Source organism: Rathayibacter sp. PhB152 (assembly GCF_003751395.1).
GTDB lineage: Bacteria > Actinomycetota > Actinomycetes > Actinomycetales > Microbacteriaceae > Rathayibacter > Rathayibacter festucae.
Map to the genome: position 1 here is coordinate 727,492 of NZ_RJUT01000001.1, position 24,776 is coordinate 752,267.

The following is a 24,776-nucleotide window of genomic DNA, read 5'->3' on the forward strand; positions in this document are numbered from 1 at the left end:
CCCGTGCACGAACACCACGTCCGCGTCCACCGCAGCGACGAGGACCTCCCGCGCCACGGGCAGCTCGCGCACGCCCTGGCCGAGGTCGCCGCCGATCCCGTCGAGGTCGAGGCCGAGGTCGCCGAGATGGTCGTCAACCGCGTCATCGACAATGCGGCCGTCGCCGCCGCGTCGCTGGTGCGCCGCCCCGTCGTCGCCGCGCGCTCGCAGGCGCTGGCCCACCCCGCCTCCATCGGCGGCGAGGGCGCCACGGTGTTCGGCGTCGACCCGGGCCGCCGCGTCTCGCCCGAGTGGGCCGCCTGGGCGAACGGCGTCGCGGTCCGCGAGCTCGACTACCACGACACCTTCCTCGCGGCCGAGTACTCGCACCCCGGCGACAACATCCCGCCGCTGGTCGCCGTCGCCCAGCACGCGGGCATCGACGGCGCCCGGCTGGTCCGCGGCATCGTCACCGGCTACGAGATCCAGGTCGACCTCGTCCGCGCGATCAGCCTGCACCGGCACAAGATCGACCACGTCGCGCACCTCGGCCCCTCGGCCGCGGCCGGACTCGGCACGATGCTCGGCCTCGACGTCGCCGTGATCGAGCAGGCGATCGCCCAGGCGCTGCACACCACCACCGCGACCCGGCAGTCGCGCAAGGGCGAGATCTCGAGCTGGAAGGCGTACGCCCCCGCCTTCGCCGGCAAGGCGGCGATCGAGGCCGTCGACCGGGCGATGCGCGGCGAGACCAGCCCGTCGCCGATCTACGAGGGCGAGGACGGCGTGATCGCCTGGCTGCTCGACGGCCCCGACGCCTCCTACGACGTACCGCTGCCCGACGCGGGCGAGGCCAAGCGGGCGATCCTCGACACCTACACGAAGGAGCACTCGGCCGAGTACCAGGCGCAGGCGCTGATCGACCTGGCCCGCCGCCTGCACCACGCGCACCCCGAGGCCGCCGATCCCGAGCGCGTCGAGCGGATCGTCCTGCACACCTCGCACCACACCCACTACGTGATCGGCTCCGGCGCGAACGACCCGCAGAAGTACGACCCGACGGCGTCCCGCGAGACGCTCGACCACTCCGTGCCGTACATCTTCGCGGTCGCGCTGCAGGACGGCGCCTGGCACCACGAGCGCAGCTACGCCCCCGAGCGCGCCGCCCGCCCCGACACCGTCGCGCTCTGGCAGCGCACGACGACGGAGGAGGACGCGGAGTGGACCCGCCGCTACCACTCGACCGACCCGGCGGAGAAGGCGTTCGGCGCGCGCGTCGAGATCCTGCTCACCGACGGCACGACGATCGTGGACGAGATCGCGGTGGCGGACGCGCATCCGCTCGGCGCGCACCCGTTCACCCGCGAGCAGTACGTCGCGAAGTTCCGCACCCTCGCGGCCGACGTGCTCGAGGAGGCGGAGGTCGAGCGCTTCCTCGACCTCGCGCAGCGCCTGCCCGAGCTGGCGGCCGACGAGGTCGCCCGCCTGACGATCGTGGCAGCCCCCGGCGTCCTCGCCTCGGTGGAGTCGCCGCGCGGGCTGTTCTAGCGGGCGGCGGATCTCGATACGCCCGCTGCGCGGGCTACTCGATCAGCATGAAGGCCAGCAGACCGCGCTGGTCGGTCAGCTGGGATGCCAGCACCGCGCTCGTCGGGCCACGGCCGCGCGTCAGTCGAGCTGCTCGGCCACCCAGTCCTGGAGCTCCTCGATGAAGCGGGAGCGGGAGAAGACGCCGGCGCGCTCGCGGAAGCAGGCCGGGTCGAGGTCGGTGGCGCGCTGCAGCAGGTCGTTCCAGTCGGCGCGCCCCTCGAGGTCGCCGGTCACGCCGCCGCCGGCGAGCGCGACGCTCTCCCGGACGCCGCCGATGTCGGTGCCGATGACCGGGGTGCCGCAGGCCATCGCCTCGACGGGCATGATCCCGAAGTCCTCGACGGCCGGGAAGACGTAGACGAGCGCCTGGGCGTAGAGCGCGCGGATCAGCTCGTCCGACGGCGAGATCACGAACGTCACGTCGGCGGCGATCTCCGCGGCGTAGGCGCGCAGCCGCGCCTCCCACGGCCCGTGGCCGGCGATGACGACGGGGAGCCCGGTCCGCACGCCCGCGTCCATCACCTTCTCCAGCCGCTTGTACGGCACGAAGCGGGACGCCCCGAGGAGGTACGGCCGGGAGAGGGAGTCGAGGATCCGCAGCTCGTCGTCGTTCAGCGGGGCTCGCCAGTCGGTGATCGCCTGGAGGACCTCGGTGTTCACCGGCGGGTAGATGACGCGCGACGGCCGGTGCCAGGCGTCGGCGACCCGCTCGCCGGTGAAGCGGCTGTTGACCGCGATCGAGGTCGCCTCGCCGGCCCGGTGCCGGTCGATCGGCTTCAGCAGCATGCTGGCGGCGCGGGCCGACCGGCTGCTGCCGCGGCCGTCGCGGTCGGGCTCCCAGATGTACCGGGCCGGGGTGTGCGCGTAGACGAGCTTCTTCGTCGGCGCGGTCGTCCGCACGTGGTGGGCGAAGAGGTGCGAGCTCACCAGCACCCACTCGTGCGCGGCGCCGAGCGGCAGGCGCCAGGTCGGCAGCATCGCCGGCAGGGCCAGGATCTTGTGGCGGCGCAGCGGAGTCCGCGCGAGCCACGACTCGGTGACGGGACGGCCGACCACCGCGTCCGCGTCGCTCCAGAGCACGCGGACGTCGGCGTCGGTGAAGGCCTCGGTCATCGCCTCGAGGACGCGCTCGGCTCCGCCGCGGCGCTCGACCCACTCGTGCACGATCAGGCCCGGACCGGTCGCCGCGCTCGCTCGCTGCCGATCGGTCACTTCGATGAAGGCAGTGATGATGGGCCCCGTTCCCCGTGATGAATGCTGATCTCACGTCAGCCCGTCGCCCCCGTCAGAGGGGTCACGATGCCTTGGAGGCTAATCGCCTGATATCGCCGGAGAAGAAGAAGACAGAGGAGCCGTCGCAGAATGACGGAGGTGATTTCTCTCTGTCATTCATCACGGCCCGATGAGCATTCGAAAGCTGTCGAGAATCGCCGGGGAATCGTCGGCGATCGCCTTCTCCGCCGATATCGGAGCGGCTGTCGGGAGGGTCAGCGGGCGAGCGTCCGGCCGGCCGTCTGCCGGTGCCACTGGTCGCGCACGGCCTCGCTGATCGTCCTCGTCGCGGTCCAGTGCAGCTCGCGGGCGGCCTTGCCCGGGTCGGCCCAGCTCGCGGCCACGTCGCCGGGCCGGCGGGCGGCGGTGCGACGGCGGACGACGGCGCCGCTCTCGGCCTCGAACGCGGCGATCAGCTCCAGGACACTGGTCGGCGTCCCCGTGCCCAGGTTGTAGACCCCGTGGCCGGCGCCCGCGTGCTCGAGCGCGGCGACGTGCCCGGCCGCGAGATCGGCGACGTGGATGTAGTCGCGCAGGCCCGATCCGTCCGGTGTCTCGTAGTCGTCGCCGAAGACGTCGACCGCCCGCTCCGGGTCGGCCGCCGCGCGCGAGACCAGCGGCATCAGCCCGCTCGCCGCCGCGTCCGGATCCTCGCCGAGCAGCCCGGACGGGTGCGCCCCGACCGGGTTGAAGTAGCGCAGGCTGACGGCGCGCAGGCCGGGATCGGCGCGGGCGAGGTCGGTGAGGATCTCCTCGATCACCCGCTTGGTCTTGCCGTACGGGTTGGCCAGGTCGAGCCCGGTCGGCGCCTCCTCCGCGAGCGGCATCGGCCCGTCGCCGCGGTACACCGCGGCCGAGCTGGAGAAGACGATCGTGCGGATGCCGGCGGCCGCGGCGACCGAGAAGGCGGCCATCGCCAGCCCCAGGTTGACGGCGTAGTACTCCAGCGGCCGGGCGACCGAGTCGCCCACCGCCTTGAGCCCGGCCAGCAGCACCACGGCGTCGACGGGGCCGTGCTCGCGGACGAAGCGGGCGACCCGCTCCTCGTCCCTCGCGTCGGCGACCAGCAGCGGAACGCGCGCTCCGGTCAGCGTCTGGACGGCCTCGACGGTCCCGGCGCTCGAGTGGGACAGGTCGTCGACGACGAGGACCTCGTGCCCGCCGTCCAGGAGCGCGACGGCGGTGTGGCTGCCGATGTAGCCCGCCCCGCCGATCAACAGCACTCGCATGCGCGCCACCTAAGCACCTCGGGCGCGCTGCCGCTCGCCCCGCGGGTCAGCGCCGGGCGGCCCGCCGGTAGCCGGCGCTCGCGGCCGATTCGACCGCGAGCGCGACCAGCTTCCGGCCGATCGCCTGCGGAACGGCGGGCAGGACGGCGTCGATCCCGCCGGCGAGGCGGGCGAGCCGATCCTCGGTCTCGACGCGGGCGAGCGCGCCGACCGCGCGGTCCCAGACTCCGGCGGGCGGGGCGGGCGGGCGCACCTCCTCCGGGTGCAGCCGCTCGAAGGTGCGCCGTGCCGCGCCGGAGAGGAACGCGCGCCGGCTGCGGATGGCGGTGCTCGTCGAGGCTCCGTGGTGCAGGGCCTCGGCACCCGGCACGAGCCGCACGGGCAGGCCGAGCCGGTGCAGGCGGTAGCCCCAGTCGACGTCCTCCCAGCCGTACTCGCGGTACTCGGTGCCGTAGCCGCCGACCCGGTCGAAGACGGCGCGGGTCACCGAGACGTTGCCGCCCCAGAGCCGCCAGGTGCTCTCCGGAGGAGCGGCCGCCGCGTGCGCGCGGAAGCGGGCGTCGGCGTCGCGGCCGTAGGCGCGGGCGTAGGCCGAGTCGGGGTAGGCGTTCGGGCAGAGGCCGACGACGCCGACCGGATCGCCCGCGTGCGCGGCGACGTGCGCGGCGGCCCAGCCCGGCGGCGGCTCGAGGTCGTCGTCGCAGCGGATCAGCACCCCGCCGGTCGCCGCCGCGAAGCCGGCGTTCAGGGCGGCCGAGCGTCCGCGGTTCTCCGGCAGCACCACCCGGCGGGCGGGGAAGCCGTCGAGCACGCGCTCGCTGCCGTCGACGACGCCGTCGAGGACGACGACGACCTCGAGCTCGGCGTGCGACTGCGCGGCGAGGGCGGTGAGCAGCCGGGGCAGCCGGTCGGCGCCCGCGTAGCTGGGGACGATCACGCTCGCTCTCACCGCGCGGACCCGTCGTCCGCGTCGCCGCTCCCGGAGCCCTCGACGAGCAGCAGCTGCTCCATCTCGGCGAGCATCGCGGCGAGGTCGTCCTCGATCTCCGCGGCCGCGGCGGTGTGCAGCTCGGCGAGCCGGGAGGCGAGGACGGCGAAGTCCTGCGGGTCGTCGCCGAGCTCCCGCCAGGTCTCCGCGACGCTCGCCCGCAGGGCGGCGGGACCGCCCAGCGGCGAGGTGCCGAGGGGGAGCACCAGGACGCGCTCGCCGTCGTCGACGAACGCGGTGTCGGGATGCCGGCGCCAGCGTCGCGCGCGGGGATCGGCTGGCAGCATCCGCTTCTCCTCTTTCCGCAGCCGATATCGGAATACGACTCGGAGAGACGATTCTCTCCGATCCTCCGTCACCGCGCATCAGCGCCAGGAGGAGTAGAAATCCGCCAGAGGCTCTCTCCCTGGAATTCCTTCGCTACATTCGCCACCGACACCACCACGAGGGTGATCTGTCGAGCATCCCGGGAAAGGGCCGCACATGACGGAGTCTCATCCGCTCGAATCCTCCGGGATCAGCGAGAAGAAGACCAGGAAGCCCGGGAGCAACGGCCTCGGGGTCACTCGACGCACGGTCGTCGCGGGTGCCGCCTGGTCGGTGCCGGCGATCATGGTCGCGCAGTCCGCCTCCGCGGCCTCGGTCAGCTGCTACCCCGTCGGGACGCTGTTCCGGGCGCAGGCGCGCGGCATCCTGCTGAGCGGATTCCTCGGCGGGGTGAACCTCGACAACGTCGCCACTCTGCAGGGCGAGCGCGCGCTCGTGCCCGACCAGAGCACGCCCACCTCCACGCGGTTCGGGACGACGAGCGTCGCGGCGCTGAACACGCTGCAGATCAACGCGACCGGCCTGACCGGCGCCCTCTCGACGCTGCTCTCGGTCGCCGCGCCCAGCGGTGTCGGCGTCCTCGACCAGTACGCCTTCGCGAACATCGACGGCAACAGCCGCGGAGCGGCGGGAGCGGTCGACAATCAGGGGCAGCTCGAGCTCAATCCGGCGTCGGCGACGTTCCCCGACTTCGCCACCCTCGACCTGCGGCGGATCCTCACCGGCATCGGCGGCACGCTCGCCTCGAACCTCGTCGGGCAGGTCACCGACCTCCGGTTGCAGATCGGCGCCGTCACCGGCCGCGCCGCGATCCAGTCGGCCTGCGTGCCGAGCACGCTCAACATCCAGCGCGACTACCAGGTCACCCGGCTGAACCTGGTGCTGGCGTCACCGGTGCTCGCGTCGATCGTGGCCGCTGTCACGGCGACGCTCGGCCTGGTGTCCGCGCTGTCGCTGCCGATCCTCCCGGTCACGGTGAACAGCACGGCGATCTTCGCCGGCAACATCCCCGGCGGCGCTCAGCCGATCCAGGCGCAGCTCGGCGTCACGCCGGCCACGATCACCGTCGACCTCCTGTCGCTGCTGGGCCCCGCGCCGGGCCAGCCCGGCAACACGCCGTTCGGCACCTACTCGGCCTACTTCAACAGCCTGCCGCCGAACTCGACGCTGTTCGTCGACAACAACCTCGCGCTTCCGGCCGCCGCGATCAACACCTTCACGACCGCGCTGGTCAGCACGCTGACGACCCGGCTCCAGGCGAACATCCTGGTCAACGGCGTTCCGCTCTCCGCGGCGACCGGGGCCGTCGTGGCCACGATCAACGGCCTGCTGAACACGCTGCTCAACACGACGCTCACGCCGCTGATCGCCTCGGTGCAGTCGGCCCTGCTGACCCCGCTGTTCTCCGCGCTCACGACGCTGATCAACATCGACGTCAACGCGCAGAACCGCTCGACGAACCCGCCCGGGCCGGCCGCCTGGGACAGCCTGCCGGCCCGCCGGTTCGACGTCGCCGCGCTGTACATCCGGGCGCTGGGCGTGGTGAACCTGCTCGACCTGTTCCTCGCTCGAGGCTCGGTCGGCGAGAACACCCCGCAGCCCTGAGCCCTCGGGCTCCGAGCCGGCGGCTCGGAGCCCCTTCAGTCCTGATCGGGTGGTTCTGATCGGGTGGTGCCGGTCGCGCCGCCCGGTCTCATGCCCGGGGCGGGACCCGCTCGACGAGTCCGCGCTCGACCAGCTCGGCGAGCACCGCCCGGACGGCGTGGCGCGCGTCGCCGTCGGGCGGCGCGCCGTGCTCGGCGACGACGGCCGCCGTCAGCTCCTCGAGGCTCGCCGGCCGCTCCAGAGTGCGCCAGAGCGCCGGAGCGATGCCGGTCAGCGATTCGACGAGGCTCCCGCGCAGGCAGGAGACGACGCCGTCGCGCTCGATCCACTCCGTGCCGGCGTCGCGGCGGTACCCGCCGGGAGCGCCCTCCGCGGACGCGGCGCGCTCCGGCTCCTCGACGACGACCGGCCCCTCGACGACGACCGGCGGCTCGCCGACGCCGTCCAGGAGCGGCAGCACCGACTCCGCCTCACGGTAGCGGAGCCGCCGCACGCCGCCGATCGCGTCGACCAGCGCGGCGAGGTGGTGCAGCGCCGACGGCAGCTCGGCGAACCAGCTGAGCTCGGGCAGGAGTGCGCGCAGCGCCTCGTCGAAGCCGAGCTCCTCGAGCACCGGCGCGTCGGGTCCGTCGGCGTCGCGGGCGAGCAGCCAGAGCCCCGCGAGCCGCAGCGGCGCGTCCGGCAGCGGGAGCATCCCCGACGCGGCGGGGGAGCGGTGCCGCTTCCAGCCGGAGCCGCCTGCGTGCAGGGCGATCGGCTTCCGGAACGGCAGGACCGTCCCGTCGCGGCGGACGGCGACCGTCTCGTCGGTGAGGTAGCCGAAGCGGCGCCCGGCCAGGCTGATCAGCGTCGACTTGCCCGCGCCGGGGCGGCCGGTGAACGCGACGACCCGCCCGTCGGGGAGGGCCAGGGCGGACGCGTGGATGCTGAGCAGCCGCCCGCGGCAGGCGTCGACGGCGGCGACGGTCAGCGCCGCGCCGAGGTGCTCCGCGAGCGCCTCCTCGGTCGGCTGGGCGATGACGCCCGCGACGCCCTCGGGCTCGGTCAGGGAGACCCGGTGCGCGGAGCCCGGGCGTTCCGCGACGTCGGTCACGTCACTCCACGACTCCTGGAACCTCGCGATCAGGGCCTCGGGAACGGTGTCGTCGAAGCTCAGGCGCACGCCGAGACCGAAGGGCGCGATCGTCAGGTCCCGGATCATGCGGGGGTCCGATCCGCGCCGTGGTCGGCCTGCCGGAGGAGCCGCCAGGCCTCCGGAGCGGTGCGGACACCGCGGCGGAAGCGGCGCCACCAGCCCGCCACGGCGTCGCGGCGGCGCGGTCCGATGCTCGGGTCGGCGGCGCGCAGGGCGGAGCCGGAGGGGAAGAGGGCGCGGCGCAGGAGTGCCGGCCGGCGCGCGGCGGGGGCGGCGCGCAGGGCCTCCACCCAGCCGGCCGCGGCGTGCCGCGAGAGCGCGCCGAGCCGCCAGGCGCGCAGCTGATCCGCCGGGACCTCGCCCGCCCGGGCCGGGACGCCGAGCGCGTGCAGGAACGGCGCGGCGGTCGGCACGGCGCCGAGCGACTCCGCCGCGTCGCGGAGCGGGGCGTGCAGGGCGGGGCGCGCGGCGACCGCGTCGACGAGGAGCTCGTAGTCGGAGGGCCCGGTCCGCCGCGGATCGGTGATCTGCCAGGCGTCGCGGAGCGAGTGCAGCGCCAGGATCAGGGCCATGTCGGCCACGCCGACCGTCGCCACCGGACGGCCCGCGATCTCGACCGTGCGCCGGCGGCTCCAGAGGCTCTCGAACGCCTCCGCCGCGGGTGCCAGGAACCCGGGCCAGCGCCAGTGCACGTCGATGTCGACCGGCCAGTCCGGGTGCCGGTAGCTGCGGGAGTGCTTCTGGGCGAGCGTCGGCGCGTCGGGCCAGGGGCGCTCGGTCCAGCCGTCGCCCGCGAGCAGCGCGACCAGCCGGGGCGCGTCCTCCGGCGGCACGAGCACGTCCACGTCGCCCGAGGCGCGGGGCGGTCGGAGCCCGTCCGCGTCGGCGATCGGGCCCTTGAGCGCCAGCGCGCGCAGCCCGGCCGTCTCGGCCCGCCGGTGCACGAACGCCGTCAGCAGCGGGACCGCCTCCTCGGCGAAGAGAACGGTCACGAGCTCCATCCGGCCAGTATCCCAGTCGCCCTCCTCGCGCGCCCGGTCGTCCTACCGTGGGGAGCAGTCGGGCCCGGAGTGGTCGCGGATCGAGCGGGGAGTGGCGGATGACGGAGGCTCGCGGGCGCGCCGACGGGGGGCTGTGGAGCGAGGGGGTGGTCCTCGCCACCAACAACGGCGACATCGGCGGCGGCGAGGTGATGCTGCTGAGCATCGCCGCGGCCCTCGAGGAGCTGGGCGTCGCGGTGACCGTCGTCGGGCCGTCGGAGCCGGGCCGCCTCGTCGCCGCGGCCCGCGCGGCCGGCCACCCGGTCGTCGAGCTCGAGGCCTCGGGCCGGCGCGCGTGGATGCGCGCTCTGCGGCGCTGGGACGCGTCGTCCCGCCGGGGCGTGCTCTGGTGCAACGGGCTGGTGCCGGCGGCGGCGACGGCCGGGCGTCCGCGACGGCTCGTGCACCTGCACCAGCGCCCGTCCGGCCTGCAGCGCGCGCTCGTGCCGCTCGCCCGGGCGGGGGCGCTGGCGACGCTGGTGCCGTCCCGCTACCTGGCGGACCTCGTCCGCGGCGCCACCGTGCTGCCGAACTGGTGCGCGCCCGTCCTGCCGACGGCGCGGCACGAGCGCGGGGACGGCCCGGTCGTGCTCGGCTTCCTCGGTCGACCCTCCGTCGCCAAGGGCGTCCGGGTGCTCGCGGCGGCGCTCGCGCGGCTCGACGCGGCCGAGCCCGGGGCGTACCGGCTGCTCCTGGCCGGCGAGCCGCGCTTCGTCTCGGAGCGGGAGCGCCGCGAGGTCGAGTCGGCTCTCGTCCCCGTCGCCGCGCTGGTGGAGAGGCCGGGCTGGCTGGCCCCGGCGGACTTCTTCGCCCGGGTCGATCTCGTCGTGGTGCCCTCGATCGAGCCGGAGTCCTTCGGACTGGTCGCGGCGGAGGCGATGTCCGCGCGGACACCGGTGCTGGTGAGCGACGCCGGAGCTCTTCCCGAGGTCGTCGGTCCGTCGATCAGCGCCATCTCTCCGGCGGATGACGCCGATGCTCTGGCCGCCGCTATCGCCATTGCCGTCGCCGCCTCGACGAGAGGAGAGGGAGAGGGCGAGACGGGGGAGAAGTGGCGGAGATGGAGAGATCACTTCTCGCCCGCCGCGGGAGCGGATCGAATGGCACTGCTTCTGGGATCTCTCGAGGAGAAGGAGTCGGAACGATGAGTCCTGGGATATCCGCTGAAGACGCATTCACGGAGGATCGGGATATCCGGCCGCTCCGGATCCTCGGGCTCTTCCTCAAGCATTCGACGATCCTCGCCCGACCCGGCGAGCCCTTTCTGCGCGGACGTCTCCCCTATCGCGCGGATCTCCTCCGGGACGAGAGCACCCGGCTCCTCGCGAGAGGCCACGCGGTGCATCCCGCTCACGTGAAGCTCCGCGACGTGCTGGAGCACCGCACCGGCCTGGCGCTCGACACCCAGCTGCGCTCGCTGCGGGCCGTCGCCTCGGCCGACGTGGTGCTCGCCGTGCTGGAGCCGGAGGCCGAGTTCCCCGCGCTGCTGCGCCGCGCCGGGATCCCGCCGTACGCGCGGACGCCGCTCGTCGCGCTCTCCTGCTGGTGGGCGGAGGAGCTGCTGACCGGCGCTCCCGAGCGCCGCCGCCGGGTGCTCCGGGCGCTCGAGGGCGTCGACCGGATCCTCGTGCTCAGCGCGAACCAGCGCGAGGTCTTCGCCCGGCACGGGGTGGACGAGCGGAAGGTGGTCCCCGTCGGCTTCGGGGTCGACGCCGACTACTACACGCCCGGTCCGGGGCGGCCGAAGCGCTTCGAGGTGCTCGCCGCCGGGGTCGACCGCGGGCGCGACTTCGGCACGCTCGTCGCCGCGGCCGCGCTGCTGCCGCACCGGCGCTTCGACGTGTTCACCACGCCGCAGCGGCTCGCGGGCGGGTCGCTACCGGCGAACGTCGTGCTGCACGCCCCGGTGCCCGTCGCTGAGCACCGCGAGAACCTGCGCGACGCCGAGCTCGTGGTCGTGCCCACCCACGAGCTGGCGTACCCGACCGGGCAGAGCGTGCTGCTCGAGGCCGCCGGCTGCGGAACCGCCGCAGCGGTCACGAGGAGCGCCGCGATGGCGGGCTACCTCGAGGACGGCGTCACGGCGTTCGGCCTGCCGATGCACGATCCGGCGGGGGTCGCGGCGGCCGTCGAGGCGGCGCTCGGCGATCCCGCCGGCCGCGCCGCGGTCGCGCGGGCGGGGCGCGCCCGGGTGCTCGCCGACGCGAACGCCGTGCGGATGTGGGCCGACGTCCGGGAGGTGCTCCGCGAGGTGGCGGGGCGCTAGCTGCGGGGGCGCTCGGTCAGCGGGAGCTCGGTCCCGGGGAGCGCCGTCCCGGGGAATCCGGCTCCGGGGAGCGCGTCCGCGGCCGCCTCGGGCCGCCGCTCGGCCAGCAGCGCCAGCCCGGCGCCGACGACGACGAACGACATCGGCGCGAAGAACACCTCGCCGAGCTGCGTCGCGCAGAGCAGCACCACGACGGTCGCCGCGCCGACCGCGTGCCGCGCGAACGTCTCGGGGCGCCGCGGCAGCAGCCCGAACCCCGCCACCGCGTAGATCGCGAGGACCCCGACGAGCAGCACGACGCCGCCCTCGGCGAGCAGCGCGAGGTAGGAGTTGTGGAAGAACCAGGCGATGCCGTCGACGTCGGCCGTCGCCGTCCCGAGGCCGCCGCCGCTCCACGGCGCGAGCGCGACGCGGTCGAAGGAGGCCTGCAGGATCCTCTCGCGGAGCGCGTCGGAACCGGCCCGCTCGACGCCGTAGACCCCCGCGGTGGACAGGTTCGCCTCGGCCCAGACGAAGAGCGCCGCGATGCCGACGCCGGTGAGCGCCCGGAAGGCGAGGCCCAGCCGCGGGGTCACCACGAGCCAGAGGATCCCGCAGGCGTAGGCGGCCATAGAGGTGCGCGAGTCGGTGGCGACGACGGCGAGGCCCGCGGCGGCGAGCACCGCGCTCCGGAGCCACCGGCGCTGGAGGGTCGCCGCGAGGAGCAGGGCGGCGACACCGTAGTAGAGCCCGGCGACGTTCTTGTCCTGCAGATAGCCGGTGAGGGCGCCCTGGTAGGCGTCCGGGGCGACGCCGGCGGCGAAGAGCGCGGCGTTCAGGGTCAGGGCCACGCCGATGCCCTTGATCGCGGAGGCGACGTCGATCCGGCCGCTGGCGAGGAAGGCGGCCATCAGCATCAGCAGGCCGATGTTGCCCGCTCTCCGCTCGAGATCGAGTCCGTTCACCGCCGAGATCGCGACGGCGAAGCCGAGGAGGCCGAGGCAGAGGAAGGGATACCAGGCGACGGCCCGGAGAGAGCGGGGAGGGCGGCGGAAGAGGCTGATCAGAAGAAGTCCGATAACCGCGGTCTGGGCGGCCGGAAAGGATCCCGGAAGGAAAGGAACGGCGAGTCGACAGATGATCAGGCCCATCAGTGCCGCGTCGATGATCCGCGCCGAGTGTGCTATCGGGAACACCGCTGCGAGATCCGGGCGCTGCCGGACCCGGAGGCCGATTCCGCCCCCGGAGAGGTCCGCACTGTCCACGTCGTGGGTCATGCCGGAATCCTCGCAGAACATCTCCTCGGGCGGAGGAATTCCTTTGCGCGGGAGAGGGCGCATCAGGCTAGCCTGACGCGAAAAGGCCAGCATCGTCGAGTAGCCCTGCTCGGAGAGAACCGCTGCTCTGATCGGAAGAAAGGCGCACAGTGACTGTCGTCGATTTCATCGCCTTCATCCGGCGGAACTGGAAGATCCTCGTCGTCGCCGTTCTCGTCGGCGTGAGCGCGATGGCCGCCTTCTCCGCGGTGACGCCGAAGGTCTACGACTCCAGCTCGGCCGGCTTCGTCATCGCGGCCACCGACGGCAGCTCGGCCGATGCGATCAGCGGAGCGCAGACCGCGGTCACGCGAGCGAACGCCTACCTGCCGCTCATCTCCAGCAGCGCGGTCTACGAGCGGATCGAGTCCGATCCCGAGGCGAACCCCGGTGGCGAGCCGCTGAACGGCCGGCTGACCGCGGCCGTCGCCCCGGGCAGCACCCTGATCGAGGTGACCGCCTCGGCGGCGACTCCCGAGAACGCCGCGGCGCTCGCCAACGGCGCCCTGGCCGCGCTCGCCGACGTGATCGCCGACATCGAGACGCAGTCGACCGCCGACCGCACCCCGCAGATCACGGTGGTGCCGCTCGAGAACGCGGAGCCGGCCGCCGCGCCGACGAGCCCGGACTGGCTGCGCAACCTGCTGCTCGGCGCCGCGGGCGGTCTCGTGCTGGGCTTCGTCCTCGCGATCCTCCGCCGCGCCCTCGACATCCGGGTGCGGACCGTCGACGACCTCACGCAGCTCTTCGGCGTCGGCGTGCTCGGGCGCATCCCGAAGATGGGCAAGGGCCGGGGCGGGCGCCGCGGCGACGCCCGGGCGGTCGACGGGATCACCGCCGAGGCCTTCCGCGCGCTCCGCACCGGGCTGCGCTTCTCCAGCGTCGACGACGAGACCCGCAGCGTCGTGATCACCAGTGCGAACCAGGCCGAGGGCAAGTCGACGATCGCGTCCGGCCTCGCCCGGGTGATGGCCGACTCCGGGCAGCGCACCCTGCTGATCGACGCCGACCTGCGCCGTCCGACCGTCGCGAAGCTGCTCGGGATCGACGGCGCCGTCGGCCTCAGCGAGGTGCTCAGCCACCAGATCCCGGTCGAGGACGCGATCCGCCCGACCGCCACCGAGGGCCTGTTCGCTCTGCCCGCGGGGCACATCCCGCCGAACCCGTCCGAGATGCTCGGCTCCTCGGCGATGCGCGCGCTGATCGAGCGGCTCGCGGAGGACTACTTCGTCATCATCGACGCGCCGCCGATCCTGCCGGTCACCGACGCGTCGATCGTCGCGACCGTCGTGGACGGCGTCGTCTTCGTCGTCGCCTCCAACCGCACCCGCCGCCCCGAGGTCACCGCCGCCCGGCGGATCGTCCAGCAGGTGCGCGGCCGCGTGCTCGGGACCGTGCTGAACATGGTCTCGGCGCAGGACGGCGACGCGGGCTACTCGTACTACTACGACCGCAAGAACCCGTACTACGCGGAGCCGGACGGCGGACGCTCGCGGGGCCGGTCCACCGGCCGCCGGGCCGCCGCGGAGGAGCCCGCCCGCTCCCTCCCGGCGGTCCGGCCCGCGGAGCCGGCGCGCGCGGTGGAGCCCGAGCGCACGCGCGCCGCCGAGCGCACGCGCGCCGTGGAGCCCGAGCGCGCCGCCGAGCCCGAGCGCACGCGCGCCGCCGAGCCCGAGCGCGCCGTGGAGCCCGCGCGCTCCCTGGAGCACGTCGTGCGTGCCGCGCCGAAGGCGGAGGTCCCGTCGTCGTTCCGGCGGCCGGCTCGATGAGCTCCCGGCTGCTCTTCCTCTGCCACGCGAACGTGGCCCGCTCGCCGTCGGCCGAGCGACTCGCGGCCGAGCTGCTCGCCGGCTCCGACAGCTGGCAGGTCTCGAGTGCCGGGACGCACGCCCCGGTCGGCCGCGGCCTCGACCCCGACCTGGGCGACGCGCTCCGCGCCCGCGGCCTCTCCGTCGCCTCGCACCGAGCGCGCCAGGCCGACGGCCGCCTGCTGCAGGACGCCGATCTGGTGCTGGCCTTCGAGTCGCAGCAGCGCGAGTGGGTCGCCCAGCACTTCGCCTCGGCGGCGCGGCGCACCGCGACGATCCGCCGTGCGGCCCGGCTGGCGCAGGCGGCCCCCGGAGCGGATCTGCGCGAGCTGATCGCGCGCGACACCGCTCCGTACGGCGCCGAGGACGACTTCGCCGATCCGCACGGGCGCGGCGCCGCCGTCGCGGCGAGCGCGGTGGACGAGATCGACGCGCTCCTGCGCACCATCCTGCCGGCCCTGGGCGCGCTGCCCGCGGACTGGGATCCGCCGCGCCCGGCGGTGCTGCCGACCCGCCGCTCCCTGCGCCGCGCGCGCGAGAGCCGGGCGGTCGCGTCGTGAGCGAGCGGGAGCGGCCGGGGCCCGGCGTCAGCGTCGTCGTGCCGCACTACGGCGATCCGGCTCCCGCCCTCGCCCTGCTCGGGCAGCTGCGCCGCCAGGTCGGCGCCCCGGAGCACGAGATCGTCGTCGTCGACGACGCCTCGCCGGTGCCGTTCCCCGCGGGCGAGGGCTTCGCGCTCGTCCGCCGCGCGCGCAACGGCGGCTTCGGCGCCGCCGTGAACAGCGGAGCGGCCGAGGCGGCGCACCCGCTGCTGCTGGTGCTGAACAGCGATCTCGAGATCGGCGAGACCTTCCTCCGCGACCTCGTCGCCGCGGGCACCCCCTGGCTGCCGGCGGTCGTCGCCCCGGCGCTCCGCGACGGCGCCGGGCAGCCGCAGTGGGTCGGCCGGCGCTTCCCGCGGCTCCGCCACTACGTGGTGGAGTGGCTCACCCCGCTGGCGCGCTGGCGGCCGCAGCTGCGCGCGGCGGTCGGTCTCGACACCCGCTGCGTCGAGGGCGCCGTGCTGCCGGTCGACTGGGTGGTCGGCGCGGCGATGCTGCTCCCGACGGCCGAGTTCCGGGCGATCGGCGGCTTCGACGAGTCGTTCCACATGAACTGCGAGGAGGTCGACCTGCAGCGGCGGCTGCGGGCGCGCGGTGTGCCGTCGGTGTACACCGGGGACGTCGTCGCGGTGCACACCGGCGGCGGCTCCTCCGATCCCGCCCGCCGGCTGGTCTGGCTGGTCGCCGCCCGGCTGCGCTACGCGCGGAAGTGGCGCTCGCACCCCGGTCTGCTGGCGGCGTCGCTGCGCGCGGCGTCGGTGGTCAACCTCGCCGCCAACGCCCTGCGCGTTCTCGCGGGGCGCGGCGTCCGGCCCTTCGCCGTCCTCCGCGGCGAGCTGCGCCTGATCGCCGCGGCCGAGAGGGCGGCGGCATGAGCCGGCCCGTGCTGGTCGTCAGCCCCGTGTTCCATGACTACTGGCGCGCGATCGAGGCCGCGCTCGTCGAGCTCGGCGAGGACGTCGTCGTGCACCGCTACGACGACACGGCGGGCGTGGTCCGGCTGCGCGACGCGGTGGCGCACCGCTTCCCGCGGTCCCGGCTGCGCCGGTGGTCGCGGCGCTCCGAGACCGAGCGGGCGATCCGGGCGCTGCGGGAGACGTCGCCGCGCGCGGTGCTCGTGGTGAAGGGCGACTCGCTCGGCGACGAGTGGTGGGCCGCGCTGGCCGGCGGCGGCGCACCCGTCGTGCTCTGGCTCTACGACGAGCTGGTCAACATGACCTTCGACCTCGAGCGGCTCCGCGCGCTCGCCTCCGCCCGGGTCTCGATCGCCAGCTACTCGCCGCGCGACGTCGCGACGCTCCGCGCGGCCGGGATCGAGGCGACGCACGTCCCGGACGCCTTCGACTCGCTCCTGGCCTGGACGCCGCGCCCGTCCGCGGCGGTGACCTTCATCGGGGCGCGCTACCCCGAGCGCGAGCGGGTGCTGCGCGAGCTCGCCGCCGGCGGCGTCGACATCGAGGTCTTCGGCCGGCAGTGGTCGCGTCACCCGGGCGACGTCGTGCGCACCGGACGGCTGCGCGGAGCGGGTCTGCGCGCGCACGGCGACGTCTCGCGCGCGGCCTACTACGGCGCGATGGCCGGCTCGATCGCCACGCTCGCGATCCACGGGACCGGGCACGGCGGGCTGTCGATGCGGGCGTTCGAGGCGCCGGGCGTCGGCGCGCTCGCCCTGCTCGACCGGCCCGACATCGCCGACCACTACGAGGTGGACCGCGAGGTGCTGGTCTTCGACGGCCGCGAGCAGCTCGTCGAGCACGTCCGGCACGCGCAGGCCGACCCGGTCTGGGCGCACCGCGTGCGCGACGCGGCGGCCGCTCGGACCCGGGCGGAGCACACCTTCGTGCACCGGATGCGGGCGGTGAGGGCGCTGTGGGGCTGAGGCACGCGACCGATCTCGAGGGCTGGCGCCGCTGGCAGCGCGGCCGCGACCCGCTGCGCGCGGCGCGGTCCCGCCTGCGCCCGTCGGCCCCGGCGCCGCTGGTGCTGCACCTGCGCGGCGCGGAGCCGTCGATCCTGCTCGCGGTCGAGGCGGCGACGGCCAGCGCGGTCGCGGCGACCGCCTCCTCGCTCGCGCACCTGGACGGGCTGCCCGTCGCCGTCCTGGCGCCGGGGGACGTGACCGCTCTGCTCCCCGGCGAGTGGACCGTCCGGCCCGTGCCCGACGGCTCGCCCGCGCCGGCCGAGCTGCGGGGGCTGCGCGCCGTCGTCGCGACCGGCCACTACCTCCGCTCCGGCGCGACCGCGCACCGCTGGGCCGGGCCGCTCGGCGCCCGCGTCCTCGTGGTGCAGCACGGACTCCTGACGCCCTTCGCCCCGCCGCTGCCTTCGGAGTCGACGCTGCTCGCCTTCTCGGCCGCGGACGCCGACTTCTGGCGCTCGGGGCGGACCGACGTCACGACCGCGGTCGTCGGCAGCCAGCTGCTCTGGTCGGCGGCGCAGCGCCCGCGCGCGGCCCTGAGCGAGGAGCGCCCGCTCTTCCTCGGCCAGCTGCACGGCGCCGAGCTCCCGCGCCGGATCGCCGCCGCCACCGCCGGCCGGTTCTGCCGCGACACCGGCGCCGACTACCGCCCGCATCCGGCCGAGGTCGACCGCCGCTCGCGCTGGCAGCACGCGGCCTGGCGCCGCAGCGGCATCCGCGTGCTCGCCGGCGGCGACCTGGCCGCGCAGCACCGGCCGATCGCGTCGGTGTTCTCGACCGGCGTGCTCGAGGCCGCGGCAGCGGGCACGCCCGCCTGGGTGACCTGCGTCGATCCGCCGGCCTGGGTGCGCGAGTTCTGGGGCCGCTACGGACTGTCCGTCTGGGGCGAGGGGCCGCCGACTCCGGCGCCGCTCGCGCCGGCGCTCGAACCCGCGGCCGCGGTCGCCGCCGCGGCGCTCGCGATCACCGAGGGAGGAGTGCGATGAGCATCCTGTGCGTCATCCCCGTGCGCGGCGGCTCGAAGGGCCTGCCGCGCAAGAACGCGCGCCTCGTCGCGGGGAAGCCGCTCGTGGTCTGGAGCATCGAGCAGGCGCTCGCCGCCGGTCTCGACGTGCTGGTCTCCACCGACGACGCCGAGCTGGCCGCGATCGCCGCGGACGCCGGGGCGGACGTGCCCTTCCTCCGCCCCGCCGAGCTCGCCCGCGACGAGACGGCGACCGAGCCGGTCGTGCTGCACGCGATCGCGCACCGCGTCGCCCTCGGGCACCGGCCGGACGCGGTGCTGCTGCTCCAGGCGACCTCGCCGATCCGCCTCCCCGGCACGATCGACCGCGCCGTCGAGCAGTTCGCGAGCACCGGAGTCGACTCGCTCGTCGGCGTCGTCGCGCAGACCCCGTTCCTCTGGCGCTCGCGGGGCGAGGAGAGCGCGCTCGCGCACTACGACGTCGCCGCGCGGCCGCGCCGGCAGGAGCTGACCGCGCCCGAGTTCTTCTACCGCGAGACCGGCTCGCTCTACCTCACCCGGACCGAGGTCTACGAGCAGGAGCGGAACCGCATCGGCGGCCGGGTCGGGCTGTTCGTGATGGACGAGGTCGAGGGCGGCGACATCGACGGCGAGCACGACCTCGTCGTCGCCGAGCACCTGCTCGCCGATCTGAGACGGCAGGGGCGCGCATGATCGTCGACCGCCACCTGGCGCCCTACATCGTCTTCGCCGAGGACCCGGTGCTGACCGCGCTGGCCAAGATCAACGCGAACAAGCAGCGCATCGTCTTCTGCGTCGACGGCCACGGCGTCCTGCGCGGCTCGCTGTCGGACGGCGACTTCCGCCGCTGGATCATCGCGAACCCGACCGCGTCGCTCGACGTCGCGGTCCTCGCTGTGGCGAACACGGCGGTGCTGACCGCGCCCGTGGACGACCCGGCCCAGGCCGCCGCCGCTCTGCTCGGGGCGGACGGGATCAGCCACGTGCCGCTCGTGGACGAGCGCGGCCACCTCGTCGCGATCGCGATCGAGGGCGGCGCGGCGCTGCAGATCGGCCGCCACCCGGTCGGCGAGGGGCATCCGGCCTTCGTGATCGCCGAGGTCGGCAACAACCACAACGGCTCGGTCGACCTCGCCAAGCGCCTCGTCGACCTCGCGCTCGAGGCCGGCGCCGACGCGGTCAAGTTCCAGCTGCGCGACCTCGACTCGCTCTACCGCCAGGGCGGCGGCGCCACGGCGGGGGAGGACCTGGGCGCGCAGTACACGATCGACCTGCTGCGCCGGTTCGCGCTGCCGGCCGAGGCGCTCTTCGAGGTGTTCGACCACGCGGGCGACGCCGGGATCGACGTCCTCTGCACCCCGTGGGACTCGCCGAGCGTGCAGGCCCTCGTCGACTACGGCGTCCCCGGGCTCAAGATCGCCTCGGCCGACCTCACCAACCACGACCTGCTCGCCGACGCCGGCGCTCGCGGCCTGCCGCTGCTGCTGAGCACCGGGATGTCGCGCGAGAGCGAGATCCTCGAGTCGGTGGCGCTGCTGCGCTCGCTGGGCACCTCCTACGCGCTGCTGCACACCCAGTCGACCTATCCCGCTCCCTACCGCGACCTCAACCTCGCCTATCTCGAGCGGCTCGCCGAGATCAGCGGCGGCGTCACCGGCTACTCCGGGCACGAGCGCGGCTGGCACGTGCCGGTCGCCGCCGTCGCCCGGGGCGCGCGGATCATCGAGAAGCACTTCACCGTGGACCGGGCGATGGAGGGCAACGACCACTCGGTGTCGCTGCTGCCGGACGAGTTCGGCCGGATGGTCGCCGAGATCCGCGACATCGAGTCGGCGCTGGGCTCGGCCGAGCCGCGCGGAGTCTCGACCGGGGAGTCGATGAACCGGGTCTCGCTCGCGAAGTCGCTCGTCGCCGCGCGGGAGCTGCGCAGCGGCGAGGTGGTGCGCGCGGCGGACGTGGCGGTGCGCAGCCCCGGGCGCGGCCTGCAGCCCAACGAGCTCCCGCGGCTGCTCGGCCGCACGCTGCACCGCGACGTCGCCGCGGGCGGCTTCTTCTTCGACGGCGATCTGCGCGCGAGCACCCCGGCCGGCCGGCCGTTCCGGTTCCGGCGGCCCTGGGGGCTGCCGGTCCGCTACCACGACCACGCCGAGCTGCTCGGAGCGTCGAACCCCGGCTTCCTCGAGTTCCACTTCTCCTACCGCGACCTCGAGATCGACGTCGACGACGTCTTCACCGCGCGTCAGGAGCGGGGCTTCACCACCCACCTGCCGGACCTCTTCTCCGGCGACTTCCTGGTCGATCTCGCCTCCTTCGACCGCGACGTCTGGGAGCGCTCGATCGCCGAGGTGCAGCGGACGATCGGGGTGACCCGGTCGCTCTCGCGCTGGTTCCGGCAGGACGAGGACCCGATGATGGTCGTCACGATGGGCGGTTTCACCCGCCACGCCCACGTGGACCCCTCCCGCCGCCCGGCGATGTACGCGCGTGTCGCCGAGGCGCTCGACCGGATCGACGCGGGCGGCGTGCGCCTGCTGGCGCAGACCCTGCCGCCCTACCCCTGGCTGATGGGCGGCCAGCAGTTCCACAACCTCTTCGTCGATCCGGAGGACACCGCCGCGTTCGCCCGCGAGACCGGCACGGCCCTCTGCCTGGACGCCTCGCACACCAAGCTCGCCACCACCTTCCTCGGCACGTCGTTCTCGGCGGCGGTCGAGCTGCTCGCGCCGCTCAGCGCGCACCTGCACCTCGTCGACGCCACCGGGATCGACGGCGAGGGCGTGCAGATCGGCGAGGGCGAGATCGACTGGCCGGTGTTCGCCGCGGCGCTCGACGCGCTGGCGCCGGGGGTGCCGTTCATCCCCGAGATCTGGCAGGGCCACGTCGACAGCGGCGAGGGCTTCTGGACGGCCCTCGAGCGGCTGGAGGAGTGGCTGTGAGCGCGGTCGGGAGCGGGGGCGACGCCGTGCGCGGGGCGGCCCCGATCGCCCTCTGGCTGGTGCCCGTGGCCGACGACGGCGGAGTCGCCCGGCACGTCGTCGACGTCGCGCGGCAGGGGATCCCCGGCCACCGCGTCGTCGTGCTCTGCCCCGAGGGCGCCCTAGCGCGTCGGCTGCGCGCCCAGGGCTCGGCGGTGACGACCGGCCGCTTCGGCACGGCCGCCGGCCTCGCCGCCTCCGTCCGCGCGCTCGCCGCCACGGCCGGGGCCCTGCGACCCGCGATCGTCCACTCGCACCTCGCCCACGCCGATCTCGTCAGCGCCGCGACTCCGCTGCCCCGCGGCGTCCGCCGGCTGACCACGGAGCACGGCATCGCCGGCCCCGACGCCGTCTACCACCGCTCGGGTGCGCAGGCCCGGACGATGGCGCTCGCCCACCGCGCCCGGCTACGCCGCTTCGACGGGGCGATCGCCGTCTCGCAGGCCACCCGGCACGCGATGAGGGAGAAGTGGCACGCGGTGCTGCCCGTCGCCGTCGTGCTGAACGGCGTGGACGCTCCCGCAGCGCACGCCGCCGGCGCCGCCGCCCGCCGCCCCCGCCCCGCCGGCGCGCTCCGCGTCGTCTCGCTCTCCCGCCTCGCGCCGGAGAAGCGGATCGACGCCCTGCTCGAGGCCTTCGCCGTCCTGCACGGCCGGGTGCCCGGCGCGACGCTGACCGTCGCGGGGGAGGGACCGCTCGACGGCGCCCTCCGCGCCCGGGCGAGCGCCCTCGGCCTCGGCGACGCGGTCGCCTTCCCCGGCTTCGTCGACTCCGCCCGGATGCTCGCCGAGGCGGACGTCGTGGCCCAGCTCTCGGTCTGGGAGAACTGCTCGTACACCCTCCTCGACGCGGTCGCCCGCGGCCTGGGCGTCGTCGCCACCGCGGTCGGCGGCAACCCGGAGATCCTCGACCGCCGCTCCCTCGTCGACGCGGACGATCCCGCGGCCGTGGCGGGGGCGCTCGAGCGGCAGGCGGAGGAGCCGGCCGCCGCTGCCGTGCCGCGCTCCGTCGCGCGGATGTGCGCCGACATCGCCGGGGTCTACGCCGACGTCCAGGCCCGGAGCGCGGCATGAGGGGCTCGATCCGGCAGGGACTCGGCACCCTGCTCGCCCTCGCCGGTGCAGCGTCGCCCGGCTGGCTCGTCGTCGCGGTGGCCGGCTCGATCGTGCTGGCCGTCCTCGACACCCTCGGGGTCGCCGCGATGGTGCCGCTGATGGCGCTGCTCACCGGCGCGGACACCGGTGCCGGCTCGGTGACGAGCACGATCGCGGGCCTGGTCGGCACCTCGGACGTCGCGACCCTCGTCCCGCTCGTCGCCGGCTTCGTCGCCGCCGTCTTCGTGCTGAAGAGCATCGGCACGATCGTCTTCCGCTGGTGGCTGCTCGGCCGCACCACCCGGATCGCGGCCGACGCGTCGACCGAGCTGCTGCGGCGCTACGTGCTCGCCCCCTTCGCCGTGCACCGCACGCGGCGGCTGTCGGAGGTGTACCGCAACATCAACGACTCGACCGCGCAGGCGTCGGGGGTGCTGCTCGGCGTGCTCGGCGTCGCCTCCGACCTGCTGGTGCTCGTCGCGCTGGTCGCGGTCCTCGTCGTCGCCTCGCCCGGGGCGACGCTGTTCGCGGCCGTCTTCTTCGCGCTGCTGCTCGGCGGCACGCAGCGACTGCTCCGCCGCCGGCAGGGGCGGATCGGCGAGGAGACCGCCGAGGCCTCGCTGCAGACCTGGCAGTTCCTCCTCCCGTCGCTCGACGGCTTCCGCGAGGCGCGGCTGTCCTCCAGCGCCTCGAGCCTCGTCGCCGGCTTCCAGGCCGCGAAGCGCCGCGGCGCCCAGGCGTCCCGGATGCTCTCGCTGGTCTCGGAGCTGCCGAAGTACCTCCTCGAGATCGGCTTCGTCGTCGCGATCATCGGCGTCTCCGGCATCCTCGTGGCGACCGGCTCGTCCGCCGAGGCGCTCTCGGTGCTGGGCGTGTTCGCCGCCGCGTCGCTCCGCGCCCTGCCCACCCTCAACCGGATCTCCGCCACCTTCGCGATCGTCCGCAGCGGCCAGGCGAGCCTGCGCATCGTCGACGACGCGGCCCGCGAGCTCGACGCGCACGGCTCGCACGACGAGACGCCCGGCCCCGGCGGCCGCTTCGCCGGCGACATCGAGCTCGAGCGGGTCGTCTACCGCTACCCCGACGCCTCCCGCGACGTGCTCCGCGGCGTGACCCTGCGCCTGGCGGAGAACGCCACCACGGCCTTCGTCGGCTCGAGCGGCGCGGGCAAGAGCACGCTCCTGGACCTCGTGCTCGGCCTGCTCGAGCCGACCGAGGGCCGCGTGCTCTGCGGCGGCCGGCCGATCCAGGAGGATCTCGCGGGCTGGTACGCGGGGCTCGGCGTCGTGCCCCAGGACGTCTTCCTGCTCGACGACTCCTTCGCGGCGAACATCGCCTTCGGGGTGCCCCGGGACGGCGTCGATCCCGAGCGGATCCGCGAGGTGGTCCGCATCGCCCAGCTCGAGGACTTCGTCGAGCAGCTGCCGCTCGGCCTCGACACCCGCGTCGGCGAGCGCGGGGTCCGGCTCTCGGGCGGGCAGCGGCAGCGGATCGGGCTGGCCCGCGCCCTCTACCGCCGGCCGTCGGTCCTCGTCCTCGACGAGGCGACCTCGGCGCTGGACAACCGGACCGAGCACGAGATCTCGACGGCCATCGCCGGCCTGCACGGCAGCATGACGGTGCTGATCGTCGCGCACCGCCTCTCGACCGTGCGCGGCGCCGACCGGCTGCTCTTCCTCGAGGACGGGCGGATCGAGGGCGAGGGCACCTTCGAGGAGGTGCGCGCCGCGCATCCCGGCTTCGCGCAGCTCGTGGCGCTGGGCGAGCTCTCGTGAGGCCGCGGCTGGGCGATCTGCGAGCGGCGGTCCTCGAGCCGCTCCGCCGGCGGGGCGCGACGGTGCTGATCCCGCAGGAGGCCTTCGGCGTCGGCAACCTCCTCTACTTCTGGCTGCAGGCCGCCGCACGCCGCGAGCGCGGCGAGCCGACGGTGGTGCGCAGCACGGCGCGGTCGGCGGAGTGGGCGGAGCTGCTCCCGCGCGTCGGCGAGCTGGTCGTCGCTCCCGCGGACGTCTCCTTCCTCCAGCCGCGCGAGGCCGGCGGCACGCACCAGCGCTTCGGAGTCGACTTCGGGGCCGACCAGCTGGACGCCTTCCTCGACTCGCACCTGCTCGCCGGCCCGTTCGCGGAGCTCGTCGCGGCGGCGCGGCCGTCGGCCGACCTGACGATCAACATCCGGCGGGGCGACTACTACAGCGTCCCGGAGTTCCGCGGCCGCTATTCCTTCGACGTCGTCGAGTACGTGCGCGCGGCCCTGGCGCGGGCGCGGGAATCGGCCGAGGTGCGCAGCGTGCTCCTCGTCTCGGACGACCTCGACTGGTGCCGGCTCAAGCTCGGGCCGCTCCTGACCGGAGTCGACGTGCGCTGCCCCGAGCCCGGCACCTCCGTGCCGCACCAGCTCGCCCTGCTGGCGGCCTCGCGCCGCCTCGTGCTGACGAACTCGACGTTCTCCTACTGGGGCGGGTACCTCGGCCGGCACCGCCACGGCGACGCCGAGGTGATCGCGCCCTGGTTCCACAGCCGGGCCTGGAACGGCGGAGCGGCGACCCAGCTCGACCCGCGCTGGAGCGTGATCCGCGACCTCCCCGGCGGCTGGGACGCCTGACCCCCCTCCCTCCCTCCGCGAGATGCCACTTGTGCACGCTTTCGTCGGCGTGTCGCGTGCACAAGT

Annotated in this window: 21 protein-coding genes; 14 read left to right on the plus strand and 7 right to left on the minus strand. The window is 74.9% G+C overall.

All coding sequences use genetic code 11. From position 1 onward, the window contains the following. The first annotated feature begins 3 nt into the window (after positions 1-3). Positions 4-1,527: an MmgE/PrpD family protein gene (locus EDF36_RS03215; RefSeq protein WP_260300498.1), complete on the plus strand. Its 1,524-nt coding sequence runs from the start codon at positions 4-6 to the stop codon at positions 1,525-1,527. A gap of 120 nt (positions 1,528-1,647) precedes the next feature. On the opposite strand, the gene EDF36_RS03220 is transcribed toward EDF36_RS03215, so the two are convergent. The 4 genes from EDF36_RS03220 to EDF36_RS21125 all read right to left on the minus strand — a co-directional run bounded on the left by EDF36_RS03220 (position 1,648) and on the right by EDF36_RS21125 (position 5,345). Next, the gene (locus tag EDF36_RS03220) at positions 1,648-2,781 is read right to left on the minus strand and encodes a glycosyltransferase (RefSeq protein ID WP_123701465.1); all 1,134 of its coding nucleotides are present in this window, start codon (positions 2,779-2,781) and stop codon (positions 1,648-1,650) included. A gap of 275 nt (positions 2,782-3,056) precedes the next feature. Then, positions 3,057-4,070, minus strand: a complete 1,014-nt coding sequence (galE, locus tag EDF36_RS03225) for a UDP-glucose 4-epimerase GalE (RefSeq protein WP_123731946.1) — start codon at positions 4,068-4,070, stop codon at positions 3,057-3,059. Positions 4,071-4,116: 46 nt separating this feature from the next. Further along, a complete protein-coding gene (locus EDF36_RS03230; protein WP_185020346.1) occupies positions 4,117-5,007 on the minus strand; it encodes a glycosyltransferase family 2 protein in 891 nt (296 codons plus the stop codon). 8 nt (positions 5,008-5,015) lie between these two features. Further along, positions 5,016-5,345, minus strand: coding sequence for a hypothetical protein (locus tag EDF36_RS21125; protein ID WP_185020347.1), 330 nt, complete (start codon positions 5,343-5,345; stop codon positions 5,016-5,018). A 196-nt stretch (positions 5,346-5,541) separates the two neighbouring features. Between EDF36_RS21125 and EDF36_RS03235 the strand changes: the two genes are divergently transcribed. Beyond that, on the plus strand, positions 5,542-6,990 hold the full coding sequence (locus tag EDF36_RS03235) for a choice-of-anchor G family protein (protein ID WP_123731862.1): 1,449 nt from the start codon (positions 5,542-5,544) through the stop codon (positions 6,988-6,990). An 88-nt stretch (positions 6,991-7,078) separates the two neighbouring features. Here the strand turns inward: EDF36_RS03235 and EDF36_RS03240 are convergent, their stop codons facing one another. Beyond that, positions 7,079-8,191, minus strand: a complete 1,113-nt coding sequence (locus EDF36_RS03240; RefSeq protein WP_123731863.1) for a PqqD family protein — start codon at positions 8,189-8,191, stop codon at positions 7,079-7,081. Continuing rightward, positions 8,188-9,126 (minus strand): nucleotidyltransferase family protein, encoded by a 939-nt coding sequence (locus EDF36_RS03245; RefSeq protein ID WP_123731864.1) that lies wholly within the window; start codon positions 9,124-9,126, stop codon positions 8,188-8,190. The genes EDF36_RS03240 and EDF36_RS03245 overlap by 4 nt, the downstream gene beginning before the upstream one ends. Before the next feature lie 98 nt (positions 9,127-9,224). On the opposite strand from EDF36_RS03245, the gene EDF36_RS03250 reads away from it, so the two are divergent. Further along, the gene (locus tag EDF36_RS03250) at positions 9,225-10,313 is read left to right on the plus strand and encodes a glycosyltransferase family 4 protein (RefSeq protein ID WP_123731865.1); all 1,089 of its coding nucleotides are present in this window, start codon (positions 9,225-9,227) and stop codon (positions 10,311-10,313) included. 191 nt (positions 10,314-10,504) lie between these two features. Then, the gene (locus EDF36_RS03255) at positions 10,505-11,431 is read left to right on the plus strand and encodes a glycosyltransferase (RefSeq protein ID WP_123731866.1); all 927 of its coding nucleotides are present in this window, start codon (positions 10,505-10,507) and stop codon (positions 11,429-11,431) included. Here the strand turns inward: EDF36_RS03255 and EDF36_RS03260 are convergent. After that, complete coding sequence (locus tag EDF36_RS03260; protein WP_148059958.1) at positions 11,428-12,687, minus strand: O-antigen ligase family protein; 1,260 nt, start codon at positions 12,685-12,687, stop codon at positions 11,428-11,430. The two genes, EDF36_RS03255 and EDF36_RS03260, sit on opposite strands and share 4 nt — an antisense overlap. 149 nt (positions 12,688-12,836) lie before the next feature. Here EDF36_RS03260 and EDF36_RS03265 point away from each other — a divergent pair, with 149 nt between their 5' ends. The 10 genes from EDF36_RS03265 to EDF36_RS03310 are packed head-to-tail and all read left to right on the plus strand — an operon-like array spanning position 12,837 to position 24,710. Then, a complete protein-coding gene (locus EDF36_RS03265; protein ID WP_123731868.1) occupies positions 12,837-14,495 on the plus strand; it encodes a polysaccharide biosynthesis tyrosine autokinase in 1,659 nt (552 codons plus the stop codon). Then, positions 14,492-15,094 carry a hypothetical protein gene (locus EDF36_RS03270; RefSeq protein WP_123731869.1) on the plus strand — a complete coding sequence of 201 codons (603 nt, stop codon included), beginning with the start codon at positions 14,492-14,494 and terminating at the stop codon, positions 15,092-15,094. The genes EDF36_RS03265 and EDF36_RS03270 overlap by 4 nt, the downstream gene beginning before the upstream one ends. Continuing rightward, complete coding sequence (locus tag EDF36_RS03275; RefSeq protein WP_123731870.1) at positions 15,091-16,011, plus strand: glycosyltransferase family 2 protein; 921 nt, start codon at positions 15,091-15,093, stop codon at positions 16,009-16,011. Before EDF36_RS03270 ends, EDF36_RS03275 begins: the two co-directional genes overlap by 4 nt. Further along, the gene (locus EDF36_RS03280; protein ID WP_123731871.1) at positions 16,008-17,015 is read left to right on the plus strand and encodes a glycosyltransferase; all 1,008 of its coding nucleotides are present in this window, start codon (positions 16,008-16,010) and stop codon (positions 17,013-17,015) included. The genes EDF36_RS03275 and EDF36_RS03280 overlap by 4 nt, the downstream gene beginning before the upstream one ends. Continuing rightward, entirely contained in the window at positions 17,006-18,040 is a 1,035-nt protein-coding gene (locus tag EDF36_RS03285; protein ID WP_123731872.1) for a hypothetical protein, read from the plus strand. The genes EDF36_RS03280 and EDF36_RS03285 overlap by 10 nt, the downstream gene beginning before the upstream one ends. Then, positions 18,037-18,732: a cytidylyltransferase domain-containing protein gene (locus EDF36_RS03290; RefSeq protein ID WP_123731873.1), complete on the plus strand. Its 696-nt coding sequence runs from the start codon at positions 18,037-18,039 to the stop codon at positions 18,730-18,732. The genes EDF36_RS03285 and EDF36_RS03290 overlap by 4 nt, the downstream gene beginning before the upstream one ends. Beyond that, a complete protein-coding gene (locus EDF36_RS03295; RefSeq protein ID WP_123731874.1) occupies positions 18,729-20,975 on the plus strand; it encodes an N-acetylneuraminate synthase family protein in 2,247 nt (748 codons plus the stop codon). The genes EDF36_RS03290 and EDF36_RS03295 overlap by 4 nt, the downstream gene beginning before the upstream one ends. After that, on the plus strand, positions 20,972-22,087 hold the full coding sequence (locus EDF36_RS03300) for a glycosyltransferase family 4 protein (RefSeq protein WP_260300499.1): 1,116 nt from the start codon (positions 20,972-20,974) through the stop codon (positions 22,085-22,087). Before EDF36_RS03295 ends, EDF36_RS03300 begins: the two co-directional genes overlap by 4 nt. Then, positions 22,084-23,883 carry an ABC transporter ATP-binding protein gene (locus EDF36_RS03305; RefSeq protein ID WP_123731875.1) on the plus strand — a complete coding sequence of 600 codons (1,800 nt, stop codon included), beginning with the start codon at positions 22,084-22,086 and terminating at the stop codon, positions 23,881-23,883. The genes EDF36_RS03300 and EDF36_RS03305 overlap by 4 nt, the downstream gene beginning before the upstream one ends. Beyond that, positions 23,880-24,710 carry an alpha-1,2-fucosyltransferase gene (locus tag EDF36_RS03310; protein ID WP_123731876.1) on the plus strand — a complete coding sequence of 277 codons (831 nt, stop codon included), beginning with the start codon at positions 23,880-23,882 and terminating at the stop codon, positions 24,708-24,710. The genes EDF36_RS03305 and EDF36_RS03310 overlap by 4 nt, the downstream gene beginning before the upstream one ends. Positions 24,711-24,776: the final 66 nt, after the last annotated feature.